Here is a 24,843-nt window from a genome sequence, read left to right as displayed (position 1 = left end):
CCACGAGGCAATGTTGTGAAAAACTCACACCTTTGTGTGATGCGCTACGCTTGGTTAATAAATAAAAATCTGAGCGAGGAGCCGCCCATGACCACTACGCAGACCCTTTTCCCACGCCGTCAACCGCACGCGGACCCGCAAGATCCACACCTTTTCAACTGGGCGAAAAACGCGGTACTGGCCAGCAAAAACGCCGTTATCCATGTGGAAAATGAAGCGCAGTTGCAGCAGGTGATTACCGCAGCTGCCGGGCGCGTGCGGGTGATGGGTAGCCGTATGTCGCCCGGGCGTATGCTAAAACTGAGCCAGCCGGGCGATACGCTGCTTGATATCTCTGCGCTGCGCGGTGTGCTGGCGGTGGATGAGGATAGCGTGACGTTTGGCGCCGGGACGCCGTTGCACGAAGTGTTTGAACTGCTCACCGGCATGAACCGCATGCTGCACGCGTCGCCGGGCGTGATTGACTCGCAAACGCTGGCTGGCGCCATTTCGACAGGAACCCACGGCCAGGGCATGCAGCAAAGCTCGCTGGCGGATGAAGCGCTGCGCATCCGGCTGGTGGATGCCGACGGGCAGATCTATGAGATTGACCGCCAGCAGCCAGAGTTTGCCGCCGCGCAACTGGCGCTCGGCACGCTGGGGGCAATTACCGCCGTCACCCTGCGCACGCGCCCGGCAACGCTGTATACCTGCTTTAAAAGCGCCAGCAGCGCCGACAATCTGGCGCAAGACCTGCTTAGCTGGAACCAGCAATGGGCGTTCAGCAAAACGTGGTGGTTCCCGGATGAAAACAAAGTTCATACCTGGAATGCGCGCGAATCCACCGCCGATGAGATGGCGCTATGGCGCGATAACCATGGCGATCTGGTCGAGCGGGAAGAGACCGACACGCAGATGAACGACACGGTGGAAAAAACGCTGGAGCAGATGCATGACGACACCAATATTGTTGATGAAAACGGCAAGCCGTTTCGCACCGTGACGCGCTTTAAAGACTTTTCAGATGTCATTGGCGATATCTATCAGGTGTTCTGCCGCGGTATTGCCACCCCGCAAATTAATATTGAAATTGGCATTCCGCTGGCGCGCGCCCCGGCGGTGATTGCGCGCATTAAAGCGTGGCATCAGCAATCGCACCCGCATATGCACTACCCGATTATTTTGCGCTGTACCGGGCCTTCCGACGCGTGGCTAAGCCCGGCCTGGCAGCAGCCAACCTGTTTTTTTGGCTTTGTGGTCTATTACGCCGAAGACGGCTCGCTCTCTGAAGAGGGGCTGGCGTTTCTGCGCGCCGCCGAACAGTTGCTGGCAGAAGAAGGCGGGAAGCCGCACTGGGGGAAATACTTCGATCCGACGCTATACGACTGGCCAACGCTCTACCCGCAATGGACGGCGTTTCAGGCTGTACGCCAGCGTTTTGATCCGCAGGGCAAATTCCTCAACACGTTTATGGCGGAGCTGTTGTCATGAGCGCCGCCTTCGCCTGGGTCACTCTTCTGACGCAGCCCGATTACCTGCCGGGCGTACAAACGTTGCACCGTTCGTTACGCGCCAGTGGTTCGCCGTGGCCGCTGGTGGTGATGGTGACCGACGCCATTGACGAGAGCACGCGCCAGCACCTGAACGCGCAAGGCTGCAAGGTGCGGGAAGTGCCGGTTATCGGCCCCGATCCCACACTTGAAAGCCGCTATGCGAACGCCCGTTTTGCCGACGTGTGGAGCAAACTGGCGGTGTGGACGCTTGAGGAATACCAACGGGTGGCGTTTCTCGATGCCGATATGCTGGTGCTGCAAAATATGGATCATCTCTTTGAACTGCCACTGGCTCCAGGCACTATTGCCGCCTGCCATGCCTGTCGCTGTAACCCTAACCATATCGAAAGCTACCCGGCGAGCTGGCGGCCGGAAAACTGTTATTACAGCTGGTGTACGGACGCGCAAATGCACGCCAACCCACCGGCGTCGCTGGACAACTACCTGAACGGCGGTTTTCTGCTGCTCACGCCGGATAAATCCCTCTATCAGCAGATGATGGCGACGCTGGCGGAGAAAGCCGACATTTCGGACTATGTGTTCGCCGAGCAGGATTTTCTCAACGAAGTATTCCGCGACCGCTGGCTGCCGCTGCATTACGGCTATAACGCCTTAAAAACATTGCCGCTTCAGCATCCGCAAATGTGGGATTTCGCGCAGGTGAAAAACCTCCACTTCATTATCGACAAACCATGGGAAACGCGCCCCGAACCCGGTGACAATGGCTATGAACTGCATCGATTGTGGTGGAAATATGCGTAATTTCTCATGAACACACCATTGCCGGAACGCGAACGTGCCGCGGCCTTTGCGTTTACTGTTCCGGCCAATGATGTTCTTGTGCGACAGCCAGCAGCCAGTCGCGAAAGGCGTGGCAAAGTGGTTCTAACAGCGCCGATTTATCGTAGATCAGCAGCATCCCGCCGCTGTTTTCCAGCGGGTGCAGGATGCCTTCGCTCCCGGCCTGCACCGTACGGCGAAAAGCAAAATCGATCCCTTCCGTTTTCAAATCAACGTCCCGCGTAGCGGTAGTGATAAGCACCTCGGCATGCGGGTAATAACGTTCAAAGCCACCAAGCCTTGGCAGCAACCAGTGCATGGCAAAATCTGTTGAACAACTGACACTCACGCGGTTGTGCGCCGTTGCGTCAATTAACCGGTGGGTGGCATGCGAAATCTGATGAAAGGCAGGCTGAATCGCCCGCAGGTAAATTTTCCCTTCCGGCGTCAGCGTGAGCACGCGCGAGCCGCGCATAAACAGCCGCACATTCACCCAGGCTTCCAGTTTGGCAATTTGCTGGCTCACTGCGCTGGCGCTGATAGATAACGCCGCTGCCGCCGCTTTCATACTGCCGTGTTGTGCGACAGCATGAAAACAGATGAGCGCCTGCAAAGGCGGTAAGGTCATTGCCGATCTCCGCATCAGTTAAGTCACACTAAACTTTAGCAAAAATACGGCTTCATCAGCCAACAGTGGCGTTTATCAGACTGAGAGAAAAACCTGCGGCGTTTTGCCGTCTGAATGCGGGCTGACCTCGACATCGGCACCGTACCACTGTGCGATAAGCGGCGCCTGAATCACCTGTTCCGGCGTGCCTTGCGCCACCAGTTTTCCCTGGTGTAACAGCAAGATCCTCTGCGCCCACCGCGCAGCAAGGTTGAGATCGTGAAGCACCGCGCAGACATGCAGTTTGCCGCCCAGCGTCAGCCGCTTCAGCAGGCGCAGCACCTGCTGCTGGTGGTAGAGATCGAGCGCCGATGTCGGTTCATCCAGAAACAGCCACCCTTCCGGGCCGTCATGACGCCACAGTTGCGCAAGGCAGCGCGCCAGTTGTACCCGCTGCTGTTCACCGCCGGATAGAGTGACATACCGCCGCCCGAGCAGCGCGTCACAGCCGGTCAACGCCACCACCTGCTGCACAATTTCGCGTTCGTGTTGTGGCCCCCAGGGCGCGCGTCCCATGGCGATAATGGCCTCAACCGGCCAGTCAAAACCAAGCGTGGTTTGTTGCAACATTACCGCCCGGCGGCGCGAAAGCGCTTGCGCCGTCCACGCCTTTAGCGGCTTGCCTTCCAGATGGCACTCCCCCGCCGTCGTTGGCAGAAAACCGGTCAACAGGCGCAGTAACGTCGATTTACCCGCGCCGTTTGGGCCAATCAGCGCCACCCTTTCGCCGCCGGTCAGCGTCAGGGAAACATCGTCAATCAACTGCCGTGAACCGGCGTTGAGCCGCAAATGCGCGGCGGTTAAAAGTCTGTTCATGGCACCGCCTTTGACTGGCGAAAGATGAGCCATAAAAACCACGGCGCGCCAAGCATGCTGGTCAGCAGGCCAACCGGCATTTCGGCGGGCGCGACAACGGTGCGCGCCACGGTATCGGCGACCAACAGCAACATTGCTCCTGCCAGCAGCGTGCCGGGCACCAGCGCACGGTGATCTGGCCCCAGCCATATACGCATCAAATGCGGTACCACCAGGCCAACAAAACTGATAATGCCGCTCACGGCGACCGCCGTTGCCACCAGCAGCGCACTGCACACCAGCAACAGACGCTGGAGCCGCGGCACATTGACGCCCAGATAGTGCGCCTCTTCATCGCCCAGTTGCAGCAGATTAAGGGCGCTGGCTACGCGCCATACCACCAGCGATGCGGGCAGGATCAGGCTGGCGGCGCCCGATAACGTCGACCATTCGATCTGCCCGAGGCTGCCCATTCCCCACTGCGAAAGCTGGCGCAATTGCGCGTCGTTGCTGATCCACGAAAGGAGGCCAACGCCCGCACCACAAAGTGCATTAATGGCGATCCCTACCAACAGCAATCGCGATAAACCAGTCTCTCCTGCTCCTGCTTTACTGAGCAGATAAATCACCATCATCACCGCCAGGCTGCCGATAAACGCCGCCAGCATCGGCGCATACAGCGCCACCAGCGGTGAAACGGTAAGCGGCAGCACCAGCCAGCAGGCGACTGTTAACGACGCGCCGCCGCTGATGCCCAGCAAACCAGGATCGGCAAGCGGGTTACGGAACAGCCCCTGCATCACGCAGCCGGAAAGTGCCAGCGCCGCGCCAACCAGCAGCGCCAGCAGCACGCGCGGCAACCGCACCGTCAGCCAGATTTGGCGCAGCGCCTCGTCACCGGCCTGCCATAAACTTTTGAGTGGCAGTTGCATCGCGCCCTGCGTGCTTGCCAGCCCCGTCAACCCAAGCAGCAGCAACGCAAGTCCCCAGAGCGTGCGGGAAGCGTGGCGGTTCATCAGGGTAGTTGCTCCGCTTTATGACGCAGAGCAAGCAGCGCCTGCGGAGTGCGTAAGCCAAAACCGAGCAGCGCGACATCATCGACCAGCAACACCTGTTTATTGCGCCCGGCGGGCGTTTGCGCCAGACCAGGCAACCGCCACAGATTCTCTTCACCGCCCATCGCTTTTACGCCGTCGGCGGAGATCACCACCAGGTCCGGCTGGCTGGCAATCACCCCTTCTTGCGACATCGAACGGTAATGGTCAAAACCCTGCATCGCATTTTGTAATCCAGCTTCTCGCAACGCACCGTCGGCAGCGGTTTTCTGCCCGGCGACCAGTGTTCCCATCCCGCCGTGGCTGAGGATAAACAACACGCGCTTGTTCAGCGGCGGTTTCGGCAGGGCGGCAATATCGTTCGCCAGCGTTTTACGCAGCTGCGCGCCTTCATCGGTTTTGCCGATGGCATCCGCAATGACCGCGATTTTTTTATCAATTGCCGCCAGCGTGTAACCGCCCGGCACCGCAACGACCCTGACGTGGTTGTCCTGCACTTTTTGCAATACCTGCGAAGGTTGCGCCTGGTCGCTGGCCAGCACCAGCGTCGGGCGCAAAGAGAGAATGCCTTCGGTGTTGAGCTGGCGGACATAGCCGACATCCGGCAGTTTTTGTGCGCTGGCAGGCCAGGTACTGGTGCTGTCGCGCCCGACCAGCTGCGCCTGCGCATGTAACCCGTAGACAATCTCGGTGACATCGCCGCCTAAGGAGACAATTTTTTGCCCGGCGGCGCTTGCTACCAGCGGCAGCGCCGCCAGCAGAATCAGCAATTTTTTCATGCGGCTTTTCCCGGATTGGTTAATGCATCAATCTGCGCGCGCCAGTGGCTCTGCTCCGGCTGGCCCTCGCTACGCTGACCGTAAAGCTGGGCGATTTGCGTACCGTCTTTGGCGAACAACTCAAGGCTGGTGACATGGCCGTCGGCGGTGGGTTTGCGCGTGACCCAACTTTCGGCAATCTCTGTATCACGCAGATGCAGGGTGAAGTTCTCATTGAAGATGTTGGTCCAGCCTTTCATCGGCGTCAGTTTTTCCAGCACGCCGGTAAAGATCTGCACGCAGCCACGGTTGCCGACGAAAATCATGATTTCGTTACCCTGCTGTTGCACCGCCTCAAGCAGGCCGGGCAGCGCGTCATTACTGACCAGACAGGCAAGATCGTCGCCCACCAGCCGGAACGCCTGCTGGCGCGAAAGGTTGTACTTTTTCAACAAACCAAAGAATTGATGCACGTCGGTCATGGCACGCCACTCACTCTCCAGCGCGGCGCCATCTGCCTGTTCCGCGTGCTGTGCGCCCTCGGCTTTAATGAGTGTTAACGGCGGGTTCTCCGGCGCGGTAAAGCGGTTGATAACGTCGTTCCACGCGGCACTATCAGTGGCTTCCGTCCGGTAGACCTTCAGTAGCGCATCGCCTTGATAATCGAAGAACTGAATGCTGTAACGGTCGCCGCGCGGGCTCTGTTCATGCAGATGAAAGGCACTGGCCCACTGGTTGATAAACAAACGCAGATCGAGCGCTCGCGGGTTAAGCACCAGCCCGGCACGCTCGCTGATATGCAGATTGGTGAAACGACCAATTTGCTCATGCACCGCGTATTCGTTGCGACAAATGCATTTCGTGTCGCCGACCGCTTCCAGCGCAGCGAGGATGTCGCGCATTTCCCCTTGCAGGCGCACAGCGTCATGGCCAACACGGGCGAAGGTTAATTCGGCTTCGCTTATCGCCATCTCGGTCGCGATATCGCGGGCGTACTTCGTTGGCTGTTGCGCTTTAATGGTCTGATACTGCTGCCAGATGGCGGTGAAATCGTGTGATGTTGCAGGCATATTTTTCACTTCCTTAACTGTTTTACCCCCGGCAGCGATACCGGGGAGGGAGAAAACGTACCGACTAGCGGAAAAATCATTCACGTTGCGTCGCGGCGGCGAAGCGGTAGCGCCGCCAGGCGGTCAACGTGAAATGACATCACCTCAGAAATCAACATTGACGCCCAGTTGCCAGGTCCGCCCCGGCATTACCGCCAGCGCTTTGTCATATGCATTCTGGTTGGTGGTCTCTTCCTGGTTACGGCTGTTCAGGTAATCCCAATATTTACGATCGGTGATGTTGTAAACGCCGCCGTTAATTTTGATGTTTTTCGCCACCTGCCAGTACGCCGTCCAGTCGAGCAGCCCATAGCCCGGCACCCGCATATATTCCGTGCTGGAATCGCCCAGCGACCCGCCGGTGTTGGTGTAGGTCTGACGGTTAGTGGCAGTGGCTTGCTTACCTTTGACGAAGGTGGCGGTCAGCGCCGTACCGTAGCGTTTCGCCGGATCATCCCAGGCGACGCCGACAATCGCTTTCATTGGCGCGACGCTATCGAGATCGATGTATTTGTCGCCCAGATAGCGCGATTTCGCCTTCCCTTCGCTGTAGCCATACGCCAGCGTGGCGCTCAGACCATCAACCTGCTCAAACCAGGTGCCAAAATTCAATTTCGCGCTAATTTCGCCGCCATAGATAAAGGCTTTATCGCGGTTTTCCGCCTGATAGGTGGTGTAGATGTTAGACGGCACGTTAGTGAATTTATCCGGGTTGCCGGAACGGGTGTAACGGGTATAGGCGATAAAGTTTTTATAGCTGTTGTAAAACAGCACCGTGCGCAACGTCACGCCCTCGGTCACCTCGCCCTTCATGCCCCACTCGAGGTTATCGCTGGTTTCGGTGTCCAGATCCGTATTGCCAATAAGCGCATACTGTCCACGCCCGGCGTAGCTGGAACCGAGGTTCCACGAGCCATACAACTGGCTGGCGTTGGGGAACTGCGCGCCGCGTTTGTATTGCAGGTATGTCATCAGGCGCGGTGTGATGTCGTACTGGAAAGTCAGCGACGGCAGCAGTTGGGTGTCGGAATTTTTACCGTACAGGGTCGACACGTCGGATTCGTCCAGCACGCTGCTGTTGGCGGTCAGGCTGGAGAGATTATCCGGCTTTGTCGCCTGGTGAACCACGCGCACGCCGGGAATGATAGCGAAGTGGTGACCATCGGCAGCGAAATTGATCTGATCCTGCAGGAACGCGCCTAACGTATAGCTGCGGCTGTCGGCTTCCGGCTGCATGATTTCGCTAAAGGCGCTCGGCACCGGTGACTGGTTAAACGGGCGCTCGGTTTTACTGGTGCTGGCGTTAAAACCGGCGCTCAAATCGTGGCGTCCTAACGTTTTCGCCAGCGCATTCTGAATACCCCAGGTATCGGTGTCGTAATTGGAGTAGACCGTTTCCATGGTCGCTGTGACGCTGTCCGGCATATACGTACGGTCATGTGCCTCGGTGTGCTGGTAATAGACTTTGCTGGACACACTGTCCAGCCAGTCGTTCATCGGCGTCCAGTCATCTTTCAGGCTAACACCCCAGCGGCGCGTCTGGCTGGTTTGCTGTGCGTCGCCAAGAATGGCGCTACCGGCGTTGTTCCACGCATCGTAGTGGGTGTGGTTGGTCTTATGGTAGTAATCGAGCGTGCCGGTGAATTTGTGTACATCGTTTGGTTGCCAGATGCCGGAGGCCATCATCGCATCCGAGTGCCAGTTCGCCGGGTAGGCGTCAACCGTACCGCTGTTATTGCGGGTTTGCTGACCGTCGCGACGGCTGTAGACCACGATGCCGCGCAGGGTTTCGTCCCCTGCGGCTCCCGTCACGCCATTGTGCCAGCTGCGATCGGCGGAGTCGTAATCGCTCTGGTAACCAAAATATGTCTCTTTGCCAGGGCGCAGATAGTCATCTGCCGATTTCGGGCGGAAGGAGACGTTACCACCGATGGAGGTGTTGGCTTGCTCGGTACGGGTCGCGCCGGACTGGATATCAACGCTGCCGTACATATACGGATCGATATAGTCGCGGCCAATACCGAAGGTGTTAAGGCCTGCACGGCTCACGTAGCTGCGCCCGGTGGCGTCCGGCTGCGGAATGCCGTCAACATCGATGCCGACGCGGTTACTTTCCAGCCCGCGAATGTTGTAGCCAGTGTACCCGCCGCGATCGAAGCCGCTTTTGCCGTTTCCGGAACCGCCGCTTGCGCCCGTGGCGCTGATGAGCGGTTCATAACGCATAATGGAGCCAAAGTCTTTCGCGCCTTTGTTTTGCAGATCCTGAGCGCTGAGGGAATGCGAACTGCCGGCTTTTAATGTCGGTGCTGGTGCGGTGACGAGCATCTCCTCAGCGTTATCTTGCTGAGCGCCACTGGAAGCTGTCGATGAGGTGTCGTTATCCACCGCAAATGCGGAGGGTTGATACAACGCTGCGAGTAATGAAGTGACCAGCACACGCTTGTTAAAGCGCAGCAGGGAAAGGTGCGATTTACACATATTGTCTTGTAAGCCTTAGAATTTATTAGTATCAGGCTCACGTATGACTTCCAGGAGACCGCGGAAGATTGCAGTCAGTGCAAAAGAGTTGCAGGTTATTGTTATGTTATCGATACCGAAGATAATGATAACGGTTATCATTTGCAATAAATTTGTTTTACCGTCAGATTTTCAGCCGCATAAGTTTTATGCCCTCTTTATCATTCGCGCCAGGAGACAGTAACCATGAATAAACCGGCCATCACTTTGCACTACTGCTCACAATGCAACTGGATGTTGCGCGCCGCCTGGATGGCGCAAGAATTGTTGCAGACGTTTAATGCGGATCTCGGCTCCGTCACGCTGATACCGGGCACCGGCGGGATCTTTGTTATCGATATTGATGGCAATGTGATTTGGGATCGCAAGCTGGATGGCGGTTTCCCCGATGCGGCAGAGTTAAAGCGCCGCGTGCGCGACTACTGCTTTCCGGAAAAAACGCTCGGACATGTGGAAAAGAAAGCCGAGTAAATCTCTGTGCTCGCACCCGCAGGGCGATTTGCGCTGCGTAACGCTTCAGCGGTATTGATAAGAAACACAGCAGGTGTAAATGGGCGTTCGATAAAGGAACCTGGCCGCGGAGAGAGGCCTGAGTGTCTTACGGTTTTGTTGTTAACATGCTGAATAGCTAATAAAAAGGCCGCCGTAGCGACCTTTTTATTTATTTCTTCACCGGCTGGGGTTTTTTATCACCCGATTCCGGCGCTTCACGGGGGTCATCTTTTTCAACGTTGAACACGAAACCTCCTCTCGTTGCCTTTAGTTCCCTAACTATAGACTCTCCGCCGCCATAGAGGCCAGGCGGCAGGCAAAAAAAACTGCCCATAAAGCGTTATTGCCGCTGCGACACAGGTTATTTAAAAACGTGAAACGGATGAAATTTAGACAAATCATCAATAACATCAATGTGTTAACGATAAAAAAATTTATTCGAAAAGATCGGTTTATTTCATCATAACTCGCTGTTTTATAGCGCTTTTCTTGTTGAAATTCGTTAATAATTAGCACGCTTATTGTTAGTAACGAAGATGCAATTGCACGCCTTCAGGCGCAACGCGAATTGGCTGAGCCTGAAGGTTTTTTTTAATCATTTTCAACGCGCTAAAAATGGCTCTGATCATTTCGTAAAGAGGAATAGCGAAAGGCTTCCCGCCCCTTGCCGCAGCACACCATTAGACGGAGAATTCCCCGAATGTAAGAAGCACAACGTCGTGAGGGAAAGGAAAAGGATTAACTGGTTATTAGCTTTTTGAGGATTGTTTGCGGTTGGCCATTTTATGCACCAGACGTTTTTTATAAGGCGGGAGCGATAAATCAACGGCTTCGGTAAAATTAATAGCGATTTTTTCGGCAGGCTGGTGGAAATGTTCAATTAAATTAGTGGATAGACAGGTGGGTAAATTTTCAGATAGCAAACCAATTCTCTCGCCCTCGTCATTATTTTTTGAACTCATTACTACACTACCTCTACATTTTTATTTTTAAGATATTGTTAATTAAAAAATAAACGAGCCGTCTCCGGCTCGCTAGCATTAAGAAAATAATGACTTTAAAAAGTGGTTATTTTCTTCCACCGCCGTGGCTATTTTCACCGCCTTTCTTACCGGCTTCGGATGCACGTTCGGGATCATTTTTAAAATTACCGCCGCTGTGCTGACCACCTTTACGTCCCGCTTCAGAAGCTTTTTCACGATCTTCAGCGAAATTACCGGAACCGCCTCTATGTTCGGCCATGTTATATCTCCACATCTCGTTTTCGATATAATCGATACGGTTAACAGCCCATATCAATCGCGTTGGAACCTTAAGTCTGGCTATTTATCCCGATTAGTCAATCGAACGAGCAAAAATATATCCAAATTAAATCAATATTTCCGGAAGAAATATTTAAACACATATGTTGCGTGATAAATAAATCTCTATAGATATAAGCAGGTTACTAAAGTTTTGTTCATCGCCTAAAATTACCGATGTGATGAAATATGTAAATAAAATGGTAGGGATAAATATTCTGTGCACACTTATCTCATGACACATAAATATTGTGGAGTAAAACCATGCATACAGAACATCAACGATGCGCAGAAGCCTGTTATCAATGCGCAGCGGCTTGCGAACACTGTGCGCTTTCTTGCCTGCAGGAAGAGAATATCGACATGATGCGTGAATGCATCAAACTGGACGTGCAATGTGCCGCCCTGTGTCGCCTTGCCGGCCAATTCATGGCGCTGGAAAGCAAACATTTACCCTCACTGTGCCGGATTTGCGTCGACGTATGCAAAGCCTGCGCCGAAGAGTGCAGTAAGCATCAACATCCGCACTGCCAGCAGTGCGCTAAACGTTGCCGGGCTTGCGCAGAAGCCTGCCTGCAAATGGCGGCGTGAAATAAGCTGAATAAGGGGGAGCGGCATTGCTCCCCTTGCTGTTTTATCAATACCAGGCGTTTATCAGCGCAAACCCCAGCGCCGTCATTAAAATCGATCCCACCACATGCACCAGCACGGAAGCCAGTGCCCACGCATAGCTGCCCGTTTGCAACTGGGCAAAAATCTCCAGAGAAAACGTGGAAAAGGTGGTCATGCCGCCGCATAAGCCCGTGGTGATCAGCAGCCGCCATGTGGGATCCAGATGCGGGTGGCGGGTAAAGAGTGCCAGCGCACCGCCAATGATCAGCCCGCCGAGTAGATTTACCAGCAGCGTGCCGGGCGGCAGATTGGGAAACAGCGTATTGAAACGCATCGCGAGCAGCCAGCGGATCACGCAGCCGGCAGAACCACCGATGATTACGGCAAATAAAGACTTCAGCATGTTTTTCCTCATCAACAAAAGTGCGAGGCATGCGGGAGACAAAAGAAAAACGCCCGACATGCCTCATTACAGAGACATACCAGGCGTCATCAGCTTCTCAGGGAAGCGGTTGGGTCAGGTGGAACGCCATCACCTGAGGACGCATTGTTGACGATTTCTCGCGTTCGGGCAAGTGACAGTAAACCTAAGTGATCAATCAGAATTGAGCTGCCGATACAGATAAGCACAACACCGCCGGACACTTCCGCCCATTTATCGAACGCCGCGCCAGGAAAGCGCCCCAGCAACATACCGGTGGTAGCCATGATGGTGGTCGCAAAGCCAATCATCAGCACCGTCGCCACGATGTTCACGTTGAGAAACGCCAGCCCGACACCCACGGCCATCGCATCAAAGCTGGTAGCAATAACAGTGGTAACCAGCAACCAGAAACCGTGGCGACGCGGTGCTTCGGCTTCTTCATCCGTAGTGCTCTTTCATCATGCGCATACCCGGCGCAAAGAGCAGTACGAAGGCTATCCTGTGGTCCTGCCGCATAATGTACTGGCTGGCGACTAAACCAATAATTGGGGTGATGGCTTCCCGGTGCGTAGCGTTTCGCTTACCGGCGGGCGTTTCAACATCGCCCTTTTACCGAAAGCGGCAGCAAAAGAACCCATCGACATACCGAAAGCAGGAATGCTAATTGCGTAAAAACTCATAGCTGCCCCTTAAATGCCCTTCGGCGAGGGCAAAAACGCAGACACTGCGAAAAGAGCGGCAAGGTGCCGAAGACAAATTAAAAACACAAAAACTATTTACTATTCACTTACATATAGTTGATTTTATGTTTTATAGCTGCGGCGATATCGCTCGTCAGTCACTTCCCGCAGGCTGGAAAGGCGCAGGCAGTCTGGTATTTTATTTTGTTATATTATAACATTTCATTTCGTAACAAATGATAACCAGGGAGCGCAATATGATCATGAAGAAATCGGCCTTTGTACTTGGCATGGGTGTGCTGCTAATGAGTGCGCAGACGTTAGCGCATGACCACCACCACGGCAAACCGCTTACGGAAGTGGAGCGTAAAGCCAGCGAAGGCATTTTTGATGATAAGGACGTGAAAGACCGGGCGTTGTCCGATTGGGACGGGATCTGGCAATCCGTGAACCCGTATCTGCTCAGCGGTGCGCTTGATCCGGTGCTGGAGAAAAAAGCAAAACAAGGCGGTAAAAGCGTGGAAGAGTACCGCGCCTATTACCAAAAAGGTTATGCCACCGATGTCGAAATAATTGGCATAGAAAACAATGTGATGGAGTTTCACGTTGGCAAAACAGTCAATGCCTGCCGCTATGATTACGCGGGCTATAAAATTCTGACCTACACCTCCGGGAAAAAAGGCGTGCGTTATCTGTTTGAATGCAAAGACGCACAATCAAAAGCACCAAAATATGTGCAGTTTAGCGACCATATTATCGGCCCGCGCCAGTCGCAACATTTCCATATTTTTATTGGCAACGAATCGCAAGAAGCGCTGTTAAAAGAGATGGATAACTGGCCGACATATTATCCGTACAATATGACGAAAGCGCAGATTGTCGACGAAATGCTGCATCACTGATGGTTTCACCGCGGGCGAACCATCCTCTCGCCCGCAATTGGCAATCAACAATCCATTGTCAGCCGTTCTCTTAACCTGCGTTCCGTTCGTTCTGGCTGACTTTCAATACTTCCAGGCGAGATTTTCGCCCGACGCCACTCACCTCGTTACTCACGTTCACCACGCAAATTGCGCTCAGCGTTAATCCGAGCAGGAAAATGATGAAGCCGGGCTGGCATTGCTGGCGGGCGTTTTCCCTCGTTTGCACTGGTTTCCCATGGCGGAACAGTCCACCTGAAGATCACCACCGGCAGGCACAGCGATTAATATATGGTTGGTTTCACCACCGAGTTATTGCCAGTGATAGTGAACAATAGCAACATTTCGCTGTGTATCGTGGGCGATGGCAAAGCGCCAGACGTTCTCGGTGTTACTCGTTGATTAATAACGGCCACAACCGCAGCGTCGTATCGATAATCTGCTGCAGTTTATCCACACTCGCACCTTCTCGCGCGCTGACCGACATTCCATGAATGATGCAGCTTAAAAAAAGCGCGATGGTTTTCACTTCTGTTTGCGCCGGGATCTCGCCACGCAACTGACGTTGCAGCAAAAAGGTAAGTAGCGTTTGTTCCTGCGCCGTTTGCCGTTCCCGGATGGTGTCAGCTATCGGCTCTGAAGAAGCAGAAACCGTGGCGGAACTATTTATCAAAAAGCAGCCTGCCGGGGTATCGCTACCGGCAAAGCAACGGGCTAACGCTTGTAGATAATCGCGCAGCGCCTGCTCAACCGTTTTCTCTTCGCAAAAAAGCGCTGCCCGGTGTTTGGCGGAAAACCGAGCCGTATAGCGATCAAGCGCGGCTCTGAACAATCCCTCTTTATTGTGGAATTCCGCATACAACGTCGGTGCTTTTGCACCGGTGGCTTCAACAAGATCTGCCAGTGATGTGGCTTCATAGCCCTGTTGCCAGAACAGCATCATCGCTTTATCCAGCATCGCGTTCCGGTCAAAAATTTTTGGCCGTCCACGACCTTTTCTCGTACAGCATGTGTCGTCGGTTGCCATTGTTCCTCCCCCCGTTCACATCAATTTAGTTAATAATCATTATAAAAACATTACAAAGCGGCTGACCAGTAGAAATTTTTCGAAAAAATAAAAGATTTATCTACATGAATAACAAGTGTTTTTTAATTATTTAAATGATCATTATAAAAATAGTGTTGACGGGTGACGCAGATCACACTTATCATTTACCTATCGATCGTTAAGTTAATACTTACGACCTCACACAAATCCAGATTCAGAAGGCAAAAATTATGAAAACCATCAAATCCCTGATCGCTATCGCTGTACTTGGTTCCCTTTCTTTCGCAAGCGTAGCCGCCGTCGAAGTGCAATCCACTCCGGCTGACCAACAAAAAGTGGGCGTGATTTCTGCCAATGCCGGCACCAATCTCTCCTCTTTGCAAAGCGAGTTGGCGCAGAAAGCCGATGAAATGGGTGCGAAATCATTCCGCATTACTTCCGTGACTGGCCCGAATACCCTGCACGGCACCGCGGTGATTTACAAATAAGCTCTGCCGTATAAAACCGGCATTCACAACAGATGTTGAATCGGGCGTTATCGCCCACACAAATAAAAATTTAAGGAATACCATTATGAAAACCATCAATTCACTTGCTGTCGCTACTGTGCTTTCCGTCCTGTCATTTGGTGCTTTCGCTCAGAGCGTAACCGCCACAGCTTCAACGCTTGACGAAGCAGAATCCTTAATTGCCGCCAAAGCACAGCAGGCTGGCGCTTCATATAAAATCATTGAAGCCAACACCAATAATAATGTTCATATGACGGCTGAACTGACCAAATAAGTATGCCTGGTCGAACACTACTCTCTAAGCGCCTGCGGGCGCTTTTTTTATAGCTAAAACGGTATCTTGCGTAGCGTGAATATCAGGAAGGAAATGTTGAGAGGTCAATGCAGCTCACTAGCGGTATAATTTTTTGGTTTGAACGGGGTGTTAATTTCCATAGCATTTATCACACCCCGGTTAAATTACTGAACGGGATTACGTGGATCGATTCTCAAATGTGTATCACCGTTAGTGTTCATATTGGCGTAATTAGCCGCAATTAATGCCAGGCCTCTGTAATCAGCAATACTGTCAGCTCTGGAAGATACGAGTGCCGCACTTGATTTCCACAGGAGATTTACGCGCTTACTTTTCAGATATACCTTAGCATCGTATGAATTAAGCGCTACCGCTGTTCCGTATGATGTATTAGTTACTGTTGTGTCATATGCCCCGGTAATTCCATAGGTTGGCGTGTAGACTGTCGTTGCGCTGCCTGTCGTGTTCGACGTTAAGTTACCGCCACCCAGATAGTTATATGTCGTATTGGCATTACCGTATGTCGTCGCTGAACTAATACCGGTCTGGCCATAGACTGGAACAGTAACATTACGTGTGCTGGTCACCGCCCCACTTCTTGCAAATCCTAATAAAATTCCCTGATCGGCTTTTTCCGGTTCGTTAACTTGTACATACCCCTGACGTGTCAGCGATGCAGAAACGACGGCGGCGATTTGATTGTATTCAATCTGGTTAGCGTCATACAGCGCTTGACTGGCTGGCAGGATGATGAAGCGTTTCCCTACACTCTGGCCTGAGGATAGCGCATTTACCGTTACAAGTGGTTGCTGAGCGCATCCACTTAAAATCGAAATAGACAACAGAGCTATAAGTTTTCTCATCACGATCATCCCTATCAATAAAATGGCGATAAATTCAACATGCACACATGATGTTATGAAACCGACCATTAATATACACGCCACGTATTTTATTTGCGCGCACCATGTTGAGGTCTGGCTTAATACAAAATATATCTTTATGGAGAGAAGATGAGTTATTTCCGATCCACTTTCTGCCAGCTTCATGGAATACAGCACTGGATTAATTAATCCAGCCTGCTGTTAATTCCATAAATGGGACGCCGACAATAAAGCAAAGGGCATGATATGACTTACGCCACGTTACGCTTTGAATGTTCAACACGGAGAAATTCCAGGTCGATCAAAGCATGACCACTTAAGCATAAGTTATTGAGTTTAAATAAGAAAAGATGGTGCCGATAAGAGGAGTCGAACCTCCGACCTTCGCATTACGAATGCGCTGCTCTACCAACTGAGCTATATCGGCCCTGCGATGTGTTCACGAGCGTGAATCACGGAGTAGAAGGTTAAAACTAAGCGGGTGATGCGTCAATGCCCTTGGGAATCAAACGGCTACTTTTGCATCACCCTTTTTCAATTAAGCACGAATCGTGTCGTCGCCGAAGCCAATCCACTTATAAGTCGTCAACGCTTCCAGCCCCATCGGGCCACGCGCGTGCAGCTTCTGCGTGCTGACAGCCACTTCCGCACCAAGACCAAACTGTCCACCGTCAGTAAAACGCGTAGAAGCATTCACATACACTGCCGAGGAGTCCACTTCGTTGATAAAGCGATCAGCGTTTCGCAGTGTGCGAGTAAGGATAGCGTCAGAATGCTGGGTGCCGTGCTGGCGAATATGGTTAACAGCATCATCCAGCCCCGCCACGATTTTCACATTCAGATCCAGCGATAAAAACTCGTCGTCATACTGCTCCGCTTTTACCGCCTCCACTTTCGCCGGGCCGTTTTGCAGCAGCGCCATCGCCTGCTCATCCGCATGCAGCGTCACGCCACTTTCCGCCATCTGCTTGCTCAGCGCGGGCAGGAATCGCTGCGCGATCCCCTGATGCACCAGCAGGGTTTCCACCGTGTTGCAGGTACTGGGGCGTTGAGTTTTCGCGTTAACGATGATTTTTAGCGCCGGATCGATTTCCGCAGACTCATCAACCACGATATGACACACGCCGATACCACCCGTGATAACCGGAATGGTCGACTGCTCGCGGCACAGCTTATGTAAACCCGCGCCACCGCGTGGGATCAGCATGTCGATGTATTTATCCATGCGCAGCATTTCATTCACCAGCGCGCGATCCGGGCTTTCGATAGCCTGCACCGCGCCGGCCGGTAAGCCACACTCTTCCAGCGCCTGCTGGATTACTTTTACCGTGGCGGCATTGGTGCGCCAGGTCTCTTTGCCCCCGCGCAGGATCGCGGCATTCCCGGTTTTAAGGCACAAAGAGGCGACATCCACGGTGACGTTAGGACGCGCTTCATAAATCACACCAATCACCCCCAGCGGCACGCGGCGGCGTTCAATACGCAACCCGCTGTCCAACAGACCACCGTCAATCACCTGGCCTACCGGATCCGCCAGTTTGCACACCTGGCGCACATCGTTAGCGATCGCGGTTAAGCGCGCCGGGTTGAGCGCCAGACGGTCAAGCATCGACTCGCTCAGCCCGTTGCGGCGAGCTTCCAGCAGATCCTGTTCATTCGCGAGCAGGATCTCATCCGCCTGCGCTTCGAGATAATCAGCGATTTTTTCCAGCACACGGTTTTTCTCGCGGCTGGAGAGCAATGCCAGCTTGTATGACGCTGCTTTGGCAGCGATGCCCATTTGTTCCAGCATACTTCTGCTCCTTAACGGGTAATCATGTCGTCGCGGTGCACCGCGACAGGGCCATATTCGTAGCCCAGAATGGCGTCAATCTGCTGCGAATGTTGCCCGGCGATGCGACGCAGCGCATCGCTGTTATAACGGCTTACACCGTGGGCGATATCGCGGCCTTGCAGATTACGAATGCGGATCACTTCACCACGGGAAAAGTTGCCTGTCACGCTTTTAATACCTTTGGGCAGTAACGAGCTACCGCGTTCCAGAATGGCCGCCGTTGCGCCTTCATCAACGGTGATTTCACCGGCAGGCGGCGCGCCAAAGATCCAGCGTTTACGATTCTCCAGCGGCGACTCCTGGGCGTGAAAGCGCGTGCCGACGGAAATCCCTTCGACAACATCGCCAATCACGCCAGGCTTGCTGCCCGCAGCGATAATGGTGTCGATCCCCGCGCGGCAGGCAACGTCAGCCGCTTGCAGCTTGGTGCCCATCCCGCCCGTACCGAGGCCGGAAACGCTGTCCCCGGCAATCGCGCGCAGCGCATCGTCGATGCCGTAAACATCTTTGATCAGTTCCGCATCCGGGTTGCTACGCGGATCGGCGGTAAACAGACCTTGCTGATCGGTCAGCAGCAGCAGTTTGTCGGCACCAGCGAGGATCGCTGCCAGCGCCGAGAGGTTATCGTTATCGCCGACTTTGATTTCCGTGGTGGCAACGGCGTCGTTTTCGTTAATCACCGGCACGATATTGTTGTCGAGCAGCGCACGCAGCGTGTCGCGCGCATTGAGGAAACGCTCACGATCTTCCATATCGGCACGCGTCAGCAGCATCTGCCCAATATGAATCCCGTAAATGGAAAACAGCTGTTCCCACAGTTGAATCAAACGGCTCTGCCCTACCGCCGCCAGCAGCTGTTTCGACGCGATAGTCGCGGGCAGTTCCGGATAACCCAGATGCTCGCGTCCGGCGGCAATCGCCCCCGACGTCACAATTACAATTCGGTGCCCGGCGGCGTGTTGCTGCGCGCACTGGCGCACCAGTTCAACAATATGGGCGCGGTTCAGGCGACGGGAACCGCCCGTTAAAACACTGGTACCGAGTTTTACCACCAGCGTCTGGCTGTCACTCATGATTCTCTGCCGTTTTTTAAGGAAATATAAGGAAAGTAAATCGTCGTCAGACGTTGTAACAGGAGTCAGAGCGATTGCCAACTGCCAGAGCTGTCAGCTCACTTTTTTGTTGCGCGGGATCAGCAAGCGTAGCGGCAGGATTTGACACTTTTATGGCAAATACAAAAAAACATAACTTTTTAAAAATATTCTTAATTTGTCATAAATCTTTAATTTCACAGCGTTAAAACCCTTCCTGTTTTTCACGGGGCGTATGCCCAGCGAATATTAGCGCGTTAGTCAAATCAGGAATCAAAATGAAAAAGAGCACTCTGGCATTAATGGTGATGAGCGTTGTCGCTTCTGCTTCTTCTGTTCACGCAGCGGAAGTTTATAACAAGAACGGCAACAAACTGGACGTGTACGGCAAAGTGAAAGCCATGCACTACTTCAGTGACGATACCAACAACGACGGTGACAAAACTTACGTGCGTTTCGGCTTTAAAGGCGAAACCCAGATTAACGATCAGCTGACCGGTTTCGGCCGTTGGGAAGCTGAATTTGCTGGTAACAATGACGAAACCAACAACAATAACTCAGCAACTAGCCAAAAAACCCGTCTGGCGTTTGCTGGTCTGAAAATCAAAGATTTTGGTTCTATCGACTACGGTCGTAACCTGGGCGTGCTGTACGATGTGGCTTCCGTAACGGATATGTTCCCGGAATTCGGCGGCGACGGCATGACCCGTACCGATGACTTCATGACCAAACGTACCACTGGCGTTGCAACTTATCGCAATACCGACTTCTTTGGCATGATCGATGGCCTGAATATGACCCTGCAGTACCAGGGGAAAAACGAAAGCAACCGCGCTGTCAGCAAACAGAACGGCGACGGCTGGGGTACTTCACTCTCCTATAACTTCGGCGGTAGCGCGTTCAGCCTGATTGGCGCGTATGCGAACTCTGACCGTACCAACGCGCAGAACACCGCAGCGTTTGGTCGCGGCGAGAAAGCCGAAGCCTGGGCAACCGGCGCGAAATATGACGCAAACAACCTGTACATCGCCACCATGTACGGCGTTGCTTACAACATGACGCCAGTCTCTGCCGCAGCGAGCACCGGGCTGGGTTCAGGCTTTGCTAACAAAACCGAGAACTTCGAAGCGGTTGTCCAGTACCAGTTCGACTTCGGTCTGCGTCCGTCTCTCGGCTATGTCCTGACTAAAGGCAAAGACCTGGAAAAAGGAGTTGGCGACGAAGATCTGGTTAACTACATCGACGTGGGCGCCACTTACTACTTCAACAAGAACTTCTCTGCAATGGTTGACTACAAAATCAACCAGCTTAAAGACGACAACAAACTGGGTCTGGCTGATGACGACGTTGTTGCCGTTGGCGTGACTTACCAGTTCTGAGTTGCAGTAACTGTAATATACCTCGTTATATCGAATGCCTTCGCAAGAGGGCATTTATTTAACCTGATTCAGGTGGAAGGCCGGGAAACTGCGGCCAGGCCCGATAAGCGTAAGCTATCGGGCATTTTTTATGCGGGAAGTTACGCGGTGAGCTTCAACTGTTCTTTGAAGTTTTCGGCAGGTTCCAGCTTCAGCTCAAGTGAAGCCAGCAGGGTTTTCGCACGTTCATGAAAATCGCGCAGCGTCTGTTCTAAACGATCGATCACTTCCTGATCTTTTATTGCCGTGGGCTTCCATTGCCCTTCTTTATCAAAAAGGCCGAACTGATAACGGTAGGTAAAACGTGTCTCCTGCGCTTCCATTTCCATCCACCAGCCCCAGAACTCTCGTTTTTCCGGCGCGGGTTTAACATTCACGCAAACTGCCAGGCAATCAAAGAAAAAACGGTTCTCTTCGCATTGCTCTTCGCGGATATAAGGCCCTAGCGCAGTAAACTTTTTAATCAACCTGCTTCTCGGATGTCCACTCGGTAACGTCATTGCGATCTCCTTTTGTGAAGCAACTGTTTTACCAAACCGATAGAATTTATCAATCTATTAACGGAAATGATGGTTGATCCATCCGGTTATTTGTTGCAACGCCTTATCAAAATTTCGATAAACCGGCTTAAACGGGATCTCCAGCAGTTTGCCGTTACCAGATGACGAGGTGATTAAACGCGACTCCTCCTCCGGGCTGAAGGGATCGTTTTGCCAGTAACCAGAAAGCATCGGCGTGGGGCAACGTCTGCCGAGCAAACCCTGAGTTTTCAGCGAGTAGCGATTCAACTCCACGCGCAGCGCCTCGTCGGAAGCGTCATGCATCCCCAGACGGCTGGCAAGCACATCCAGATACATCTCCGGCACGCGTCCCTGGCGCTGCGGCTCACTTAGCAGCGCATGCACTACCGGCCCAAGACAAGCCACCGCTTTCAGGCGCGAAGATTCAAGGTACGCCAGGCGCACCGCCACATTCGCGCCAAAGCGAAAGCCAAACGCCGCCACCCGCGTGTGATCGATCCACGGAATGTTCGGCAGCGCTTGCAGCGCATGCTGATGCAGCAGGCTGGAATCCTGTGTCAGTTTCCACTTCGAAGAGAAACCAACCGAAGGCATATCCAGCGTCAGCATCGCGATGCCTTGCGGCGCGAAATAGCGTTCATACAGGGTGTAATAGTCGCTTTGCAGGCTATCCAGCCCGCCGCACATTAATACCGTCGGGAACGGGCCATTGCCAGGCGGCATATGCAAAAATCCGGTGACAGGCGCGCCGCCGGGAATGGCGAACTCCAGCTCTTTGATCTCCCCAGGCAGACGCTGCGCTGCCTCTTCATACGCGCGGTTCGCCAGCGCCTGCGCCTGCTCCGCCAGCGAATCGCCTTTAATATGAGGATAAGCGGCAATGCTGAACAAACCGGACGCATGCAGCCAGTGTTTGCCACTGAGCTCCGGCGCGGGTTCCTGCATCGCTTTTTGCTGCCACAACATCGCCTGCACGGACCATTCATAGATCCAGTTACCGTTACGGTAACCCACTACCGTGTCATACAGCTCCGGGTCGGTGCGCTCGGCCTGGGACATGACAATACGCGCCTGTACTTCGAGGATCTCTCGCGGATCCACGCCGCGCCAGACCCACATCAACCGATTGAGCATGCGATACCAGTGCGGCACATTTTTGCCATCGAGAGTCGACTGTACCGGCGATTGCGCGCCACGATTAAACCGACGTACCAGCGTGGAAGTTTCCGGGTGCTTGAAGCGGGGTTTGAATAAGGTTTCGCTAAGATTGGGCTGTGACATTGCGCGCAGGCTCCCTGTATCTATCACCGGCGGTTATTGTAACCTGTTGCGCGTTAAAAAGAACAACGCCCGGCAAAACCGGGCGTGAGCAAATGTTTCAAAGCGGGATTAACGGCCGCTGATTGGCGGCACAAATACCACGCCCATATCCCACGGCTGCTCAATCCAGGTGTCCTGCGGAATATCGATCACGTAATCGTCAACCAGCGGGCGACCTGCCGGTTTGGCGAAAATAGTGACGAAATGCGCTTTAGGATACATTTCACGGATGGCGACAGCGGTACCGCCGGTGTCCACCAGATCATCAATCACGATAAAACCTTCACCGTCGCCTTCCGCGCGTTTCAGCACTTTCAGCTCGCGCTGGTTATCGTGGTCGTAGCTGGAGATACAAACGGTATCAACATGACGAATACCCAGCTCACGCGCCAGCAATGCTCCTGGCACCAGACCGCCACGGCTTACGGCAATAATGCCTTTCCACTGTTCTGAAGGCATCAATCGGGCGGCCAGTTTGCGTGCGTGAATCTGCAACATGTCCCAGGTGACGACGTATTTTTCGCTCATGTGAAGTGTCCCAGCCTGTGTTTTACGGCTTAAAAATTATTCGAGGGGGAAATAGGTTGCGCGAGATTATAGAGATCTGAAGCGCTAAAAACCAGTATTACCCGGCATTACCGGCGCTTTTTCCGCGCACTGGTGCTCGCAGCGCGGCAATAAAGTGGTATTCTCAACGCCATCTCGCAAGCGCATCGCTTGCGATGTTCGTTTATTTAACCCTGTGACCTGCAAGGTACGTTGCGCAGGCTCTTCGTAAGGAGACTCATCGTGTCTGAACTGTCTCACCTATCGCCACAGCCGCTGTGGGATATTTTTGCCAAAATTTGTTCTATTCCGCACCCGTCCTACCATGAAGAACAACTCGCCGAACACATTATGGGCTGGGCGAAAGAAAAGGGGTTGCATGCGGAGCGCGACCAGGTTGGCAACATTCTGATCCGTAAACCAGCCACCGCGGGCATGGAAAACCGCAAGCCGGTAGTTCTGCAGGCACACCTTGATATGGTGCCGCAGAAAAATAACGACACAGTACACGATTTCACTACCGATCCGATTCGCCCGTATGTCGACGGGGAATGGGTTAAAGCGCGCGGTACTACGCTCGGCGCGGATAACGGCATCGGCATGGCTTCCGCGCTGGCGGTGCTGGCAGATGACAGCGTTGAACACGGTCCACTGGAAGTGCTGCTGACCATGACCGAAGAAGCGGGCATGGATGGCGCGTTTGGTCTGCAAGCGAACTGGTTACAAGCGGATATCCTGATCAACACCGACTCTGAAGAAGAGGGGGAAATCTACATGGGTTGCGCAGGTGGTATCGATTTTATCACCACCCTGCCGCTCTCCCGCGAAGCCGTTCCCGCCGGGTATGAAACCTTTAAGCTGACGCTGAAAGGGCTGAAAGGCGGCCACTCTGGTGCCGAAATTCATGTCGGTTTAGGTAACGCCAACAAACTGCTGGCGCGCTTCCTGGCCGGCCACGCGGCGGAGCTGGATCTGCGTCTGCTGGATTTCACCGGCGGCACGCTGCGTAACGCGATTCCGCGCGAAGCGATTGCTGTTATCGCCGTTCCGGCAGATAAAGCCGCACAGCTGAAAACGCTGACCAGCGAATATCAGGCAATCCTGAAAAACGAGCTGGAAGCGAAAGAGAAGAATCTGGTGGTGCTGCTGGACAGCGCAAACAGCGATAAAGCCGCGCTGACCACCGCCTCACGCGATACGTTTGTGCGCCTGCTGAATGCGACACCGAACGGCGTGATCCGTAACTCTGACGTGGCAAAAGGTGTGGTGGAAACCTCGCTGAACGTGGGTGTGGTGACGCTGCAGGATGACAACGCCGAGATCATCTGCCTGATCCGCTCGCTGGTAGATAGCGGGAAAGATTATGTGGTGAGCATGCTGGAGTCACTGGGTGCGCTGGCGGGAGCGAAAACCGCACCGAAAGGCGGTTACCCGGGCTGGCAGCCGGACGCGCGTTCACCGGTGATGGCGCTGGTGCGCGAAACTTATCAGCGTCTGTTCAACAAAACCCCGAACATTCAGGTGATCCACGCGGGTCTGGAGTGCGGTCTGTTCAAAAAACCGTACCCGGACATGGATATGGTATCGATTGGGCCAACCATCACCGGCCCGCACTCACCGGATGAGCAAGTGCATATCGAAAGCGTGGGCCATTACTGGACCCTGCTGACCGAGTTGCTGAAAGCGATTCCGGCGAAGTAAGTCTGTTGTCCGCGTCGCCCGGCGCGGACATTTT

27 protein-coding genes, 1 tRNA gene, 1 pseudogene and 1 riboswitch are annotated in these 24,843 nt (G+C 53.6%); of the genes and pseudogenes, 9 read left to right on the top strand and 20 right to left on the bottom strand.

The genetic code is table 11. From position 1 onward, the window contains the following. Window positions 1–87 precede the first annotated feature (87 nt). Complete coding sequence (locus tag BN2591_RS17550) at window positions 88–1,470, top strand: D-arabinono-1,4-lactone oxidase (RefSeq protein WP_086873197.1); 1,383 nt, start codon at window positions 88–90, stop codon at window positions 1,468–1,470. Beyond that, on the top strand, window positions 1,467–2,294 hold the full coding sequence (locus tag BN2591_RS17545) for a glycosyltransferase family 8 protein (RefSeq protein WP_086873196.1): 828 nt from the start codon (window positions 1,467–1,469) through the stop codon (window positions 2,292–2,294). Before BN2591_RS17550 ends, BN2591_RS17545 begins: the two co-directional genes overlap by 4 nt. A gap of 52 nt (window positions 2,295–2,346) precedes the next feature. Here BN2591_RS17545 and BN2591_RS17540 read toward each other — a convergent pair whose 3' ends face one another. The 6 genes from BN2591_RS17540 to BN2591_RS17515 all read right to left on the bottom strand — a co-directional run bounded on the left by BN2591_RS17540 (window position 2,347) and on the right by BN2591_RS17515 (window position 9,174). Further along, window positions 2,347–2,940, bottom strand: coding sequence for a LysR family transcriptional regulator (locus BN2591_RS17540; RefSeq protein ID WP_086873195.1), 594 nt, complete (start codon window positions 2,938–2,940; stop codon window positions 2,347–2,349). Window positions 2,941–3,015: 75 nt separating this feature from the next. Continuing rightward, window positions 3,016–3,795, bottom strand: a complete 780-nt coding sequence (locus BN2591_RS17535) for a heme ABC transporter ATP-binding protein (protein ID WP_086873194.1) — start codon at window positions 3,793–3,795, stop codon at window positions 3,016–3,018. After that, window positions 3,792–4,790 (bottom strand): FecCD family ABC transporter permease, encoded by a 999-nt coding sequence (locus tag BN2591_RS17530; RefSeq protein ID WP_086873193.1) that lies wholly within the window; start codon window positions 4,788–4,790, stop codon window positions 3,792–3,794. Before BN2591_RS17530 ends, BN2591_RS17535 begins: the two co-directional genes overlap by 4 nt. Continuing rightward, a complete protein-coding gene (locus tag BN2591_RS17525; protein ID WP_086873192.1) occupies window positions 4,790–5,608 on the bottom strand; it encodes a heme/hemin ABC transporter substrate-binding protein in 819 nt (272 codons plus the stop codon). The genes BN2591_RS17530 and BN2591_RS17525 overlap by 1 nt, the downstream gene beginning before the upstream one ends. Beyond that, complete coding sequence (locus BN2591_RS17520; RefSeq protein WP_086873191.1) at window positions 5,605–6,657, bottom strand: hemin-degrading factor; 1,053 nt, start codon at window positions 6,655–6,657, stop codon at window positions 5,605–5,607. The genes BN2591_RS17525 and BN2591_RS17520 overlap by 4 nt, the downstream gene beginning before the upstream one ends. A gap of 144 nt (window positions 6,658–6,801) precedes the next feature. Further along, complete coding sequence (locus BN2591_RS17515; RefSeq protein WP_086873190.1) at window positions 6,802–9,174, bottom strand: TonB-dependent receptor domain-containing protein; 2,373 nt, start codon at window positions 9,172–9,174, stop codon at window positions 6,802–6,804. 225 nt (window positions 9,175–9,399) lie between these two features. Here BN2591_RS17515 and BN2591_RS17505 point away from each other — a divergent pair, with 225 nt between their 5' ends. After that, window positions 9,400–9,684, top strand: coding sequence for an Rdx family protein (locus BN2591_RS17505; protein WP_086873188.1), 285 nt, complete (start codon window positions 9,400–9,402; stop codon window positions 9,682–9,684). 190 nt (window positions 9,685–9,874) lie between these two features. Here BN2591_RS17505 and BN2591_RS25020 read toward each other — a convergent pair whose 3' ends face one another. The 3 genes from BN2591_RS25020 to BN2591_RS17495 form a co-directional block, all read right to left on the bottom strand. After that, the gene (locus BN2591_RS25020; protein WP_244173025.1) at window positions 9,875–9,952 is read right to left on the bottom strand and encodes a hypothetical protein; all 78 of its coding nucleotides are present in this window, start codon (window positions 9,950–9,952) and stop codon (window positions 9,875–9,877) included. Between the two features lie 502 nt (window positions 9,953–10,454). Beyond that, window positions 10,455–10,667 carry a hypothetical protein gene (locus BN2591_RS17500; protein ID WP_086873187.1) on the bottom strand — a complete coding sequence of 71 codons (213 nt, stop codon included), beginning with the start codon at window positions 10,665–10,667 and terminating at the stop codon, window positions 10,455–10,457. Between the two features lie 106 nt (window positions 10,668–10,773). Further along, a complete protein-coding gene (locus BN2591_RS17495; protein WP_086873186.1) occupies window positions 10,774–10,947 on the bottom strand; it encodes a con-10 family general stress protein in 174 nt (57 codons plus the stop codon). 323 nt (window positions 10,948–11,270) lie between these two features. Here BN2591_RS17495 and BN2591_RS17490 point away from each other — a divergent pair, with 323 nt between their 5' ends. Further along, window positions 11,271–11,597, top strand: coding sequence for a four-helix bundle copper-binding protein (locus tag BN2591_RS17490; protein WP_086873185.1), 327 nt, complete (start codon window positions 11,271–11,273; stop codon window positions 11,595–11,597). A 46-nt stretch (window positions 11,598–11,643) separates the two neighbouring features. Here BN2591_RS17490 and crcB read toward each other — a convergent pair whose 3' ends face one another. Both crcB and BN2591_RS17480 read right to left on the bottom strand, forming a co-directional pair. Then, window positions 11,644–12,021 carry a fluoride efflux transporter CrcB gene (crcB, locus tag BN2591_RS17485; RefSeq protein WP_086873184.1) on the bottom strand — a complete coding sequence of 126 codons (378 nt, stop codon included), beginning with the start codon at window positions 12,019–12,021 and terminating at the stop codon, window positions 11,644–11,646. Between the two features lie 73 nt (window positions 12,022–12,094). Then, a riboswitch (Fluoride riboswitch) is annotated at window positions 12,095–12,164 on the bottom strand. Between the two features lie 36 nt (window positions 12,165–12,200). After that, window positions 12,201–12,722, bottom strand: a pseudogene (locus BN2591_RS17480) (manganese efflux pump); the annotation flags it as partial. Between the two features lie 257 nt (window positions 12,723–12,979). Between BN2591_RS17480 and zinT the strand changes: the two are divergent. Further along, window positions 12,980–13,624, top strand: a complete 645-nt coding sequence (zinT, locus tag BN2591_RS17475; protein ID WP_086873183.1) for a metal-binding protein ZinT — start codon at window positions 12,980–12,982, stop codon at window positions 13,622–13,624. A 70-nt stretch (window positions 13,625–13,694) separates the two neighbouring features. Here zinT and BN2591_RS24495 read toward each other — a convergent pair whose 3' ends face one another. After that, window positions 13,695–13,871, bottom strand: coding sequence for a hypothetical protein (locus tag BN2591_RS24495; RefSeq protein WP_159457500.1), 177 nt, complete (start codon window positions 13,869–13,871; stop codon window positions 13,695–13,697). A 162-nt stretch (window positions 13,872–14,033) separates the two neighbouring features. Further along, the gene (locus BN2591_RS17470) at window positions 14,034–14,669 is read right to left on the bottom strand and encodes a TetR/AcrR family transcriptional regulator (protein WP_086873182.1); all 636 of its coding nucleotides are present in this window, start codon (window positions 14,667–14,669) and stop codon (window positions 14,034–14,036) included. 251 nt (window positions 14,670–14,920) lie between these two features. Here BN2591_RS17470 and bhsA point away from each other — a divergent pair, with 251 nt between their 5' ends. Next, on the top strand, window positions 14,921–15,178 hold the full coding sequence (bhsA, locus tag BN2591_RS17465) for a multiple stress resistance protein BhsA (RefSeq protein WP_086873181.1): 258 nt from the start codon (window positions 14,921–14,923) through the stop codon (window positions 15,176–15,178). Window positions 15,179–15,263: 85 nt separating this feature from the next. Then, window positions 15,264–15,473 (top strand): YdgH/BhsA/McbA family protein, encoded by a 210-nt coding sequence (locus BN2591_RS17460; protein WP_017458785.1) that lies wholly within the window; start codon window positions 15,264–15,266, stop codon window positions 15,471–15,473. Window positions 15,474–15,658: 185 nt separating this feature from the next. Here the strand turns inward: BN2591_RS17460 and BN2591_RS17455 are convergent, their stop codons facing one another. The 4 genes from BN2591_RS17455 to proB form a co-directional block, all read right to left on the bottom strand. Beyond that, window positions 15,659–16,543, bottom strand: a complete 885-nt coding sequence (locus tag BN2591_RS17455; protein WP_228007814.1) for a hypothetical protein — start codon at window positions 16,541–16,543, stop codon at window positions 15,659–15,661. A gap of 186 nt (window positions 16,544–16,729) precedes the next feature. Then, window positions 16,730–16,805 (bottom strand) — tRNA-Thr (locus tag BN2591_RS17450). 111 nt (window positions 16,806–16,916) lie between these two features. Continuing rightward, entirely contained in the window at window positions 16,917–18,170 is a 1,254-nt protein-coding gene (gene proA, locus BN2591_RS17445) for a glutamate-5-semialdehyde dehydrogenase (protein ID WP_086873180.1), read from the bottom strand. A gap of 11 nt (window positions 18,171–18,181) precedes the next feature. Beyond that, window positions 18,182–19,285: a glutamate 5-kinase gene (proB, locus tag BN2591_RS17440; protein ID WP_020456691.1), complete on the bottom strand. Its 1,104-nt coding sequence runs from the start codon at window positions 19,283–19,285 to the stop codon at window positions 18,182–18,184. A gap of 296 nt (window positions 19,286–19,581) precedes the next feature. Here proB and phoE point away from each other — a divergent pair, with 296 nt between their 5' ends. Next, complete coding sequence (phoE, locus tag BN2591_RS17435) at window positions 19,582–20,682, top strand: phosphoporin PhoE (protein ID WP_086873179.1); 1,101 nt, start codon at window positions 19,582–19,584, stop codon at window positions 20,680–20,682. A gap of 140 nt (window positions 20,683–20,822) precedes the next feature. On the opposite strand, the gene crl is transcribed toward phoE, so the two are convergent. From crl to gpt, 3 genes are all read right to left on the bottom strand, one after another. After that, window positions 20,823–21,221, bottom strand: a complete 399-nt coding sequence (gene crl / locus BN2591_RS17430) for a sigma factor-binding protein Crl (RefSeq protein WP_086873178.1) — start codon at window positions 21,219–21,221, stop codon at window positions 20,823–20,825. A gap of 57 nt (window positions 21,222–21,278) precedes the next feature. Continuing rightward, the gene (gene frsA, locus BN2591_RS17425; protein ID WP_086873177.1) at window positions 21,279–22,523 is read right to left on the bottom strand and encodes an esterase FrsA; all 1,245 of its coding nucleotides are present in this window, start codon (window positions 22,521–22,523) and stop codon (window positions 21,279–21,281) included. 108 nt (window positions 22,524–22,631) lie between these two features. Further along, window positions 22,632–23,090 (bottom strand): xanthine phosphoribosyltransferase, encoded by a 459-nt coding sequence (gene gpt / locus BN2591_RS17420; protein WP_003863205.1) that lies wholly within the window; start codon window positions 23,088–23,090, stop codon window positions 22,632–22,634. A 261-nt stretch (window positions 23,091–23,351) separates the two neighbouring features. Between gpt and pepD the strand changes: the two genes are divergently transcribed. Beyond that, a complete protein-coding gene (gene pepD / locus BN2591_RS17415; protein WP_086873176.1) occupies window positions 23,352–24,809 on the top strand; it encodes a cytosol nonspecific dipeptidase in 1,458 nt (485 codons plus the stop codon). Window positions 24,810–24,843: the final 34 nt, after the last annotated feature.

Source organism: Kosakonia pseudosacchari, assembly GCF_900184035.1.
GTDB classification, from domain to species: domain Bacteria; phylum Pseudomonadota; class Gammaproteobacteria; order Enterobacterales; family Enterobacteriaceae; genus Kosakonia; species Kosakonia pseudosacchari.
Note: the sequence above shows the minus strand (reverse complement) of the source record. Positions and strands in the feature narration are given on the sequence as shown.